The following is an 822-nucleotide window of genomic DNA, read 5'->3' on the forward strand; positions in this document are numbered from 1 at the left end:
TAGGGCGTGTTGACGTTTGAGGATTTCCAAACTGATCGCTGGCTGATTCAAGGCTGCCAAATGGGAGGCAACCTTGATCCGCACGACGTTGACCGACACACAATGGGCACTTATCGCTCCACATTGCCTTGGCCGGGAATGTGACCCTGGCCGCACCGGCCCCGACCCTCGGCTTTTTGTTGAGGCGGTTATCTGGATAGTCCGGACCGGCTGTCCATGGCGCGACTTGCCGGCGGATTTCGGTAAGTGGAATTCAGTGTTCAAGCGGTTCCGGCGATGGGTAAAGGCCGATGCGTTCTACCGCATGTTCCGAGCCCTGGCTGAAGATGCCGATTTTGAATACGCCATGATCGACGGCAGCATCGTCAAGGTTCACCGCCACGGACAGGGCGCAAAAGGGGGACTCAAAGCCAGGCCATCGGGCGCTCTCGCGGAGGGATAACAACCAAGATCATGGCTTTGGCCGATGCGGTCGGCAACCTGACCGACTTTCGGCTGCTGCCGGGACAGGCCCATGATCTGCGCGGCACAGGGGCGCTGATCGATGGCCTGACGTGTGGCCAACTTCTTGCCGACCGGGCGTTCGATGCCGATTGGCTGCGCGAGGCGCTAACCGGTGCAGGGATCGAGCCGGTCATTCCGCCAAAGTCCAACCGCCGCTTCCCCGCCGAATTCGACCGCGAAACCTACAAGTGGCGGCACCTGATCGAGAACCTCTTCGGCAGGCTCAAGGAATACAGAGGCATCGCCATGCGCTGCTGCAAGACTGATGAAAGTTTCAGCGCCTTCATTGCTCTCGCCGCAACCGTCATCCGACTCCGG

The 822-nt window shown here is 60.1% G+C and carries 1 pseudogene; it reads left to right on the plus strand.

The features are described from left to right. Positions 1–88: 88 nt before the first annotated feature. A pseudogene (locus tag PARHAE_RS00005) lies at positions 89–822 on the plus strand (IS5 family transposase); the annotation flags it as partial.

Origin of the sequence: Paracoccus haematequi (genome assembly GCF_900631945.1) — a bacterium.
GTDB lineage: Bacteria > Pseudomonadota > Alphaproteobacteria > Rhodobacterales > Rhodobacteraceae > Paracoccus > Paracoccus haematequi_A.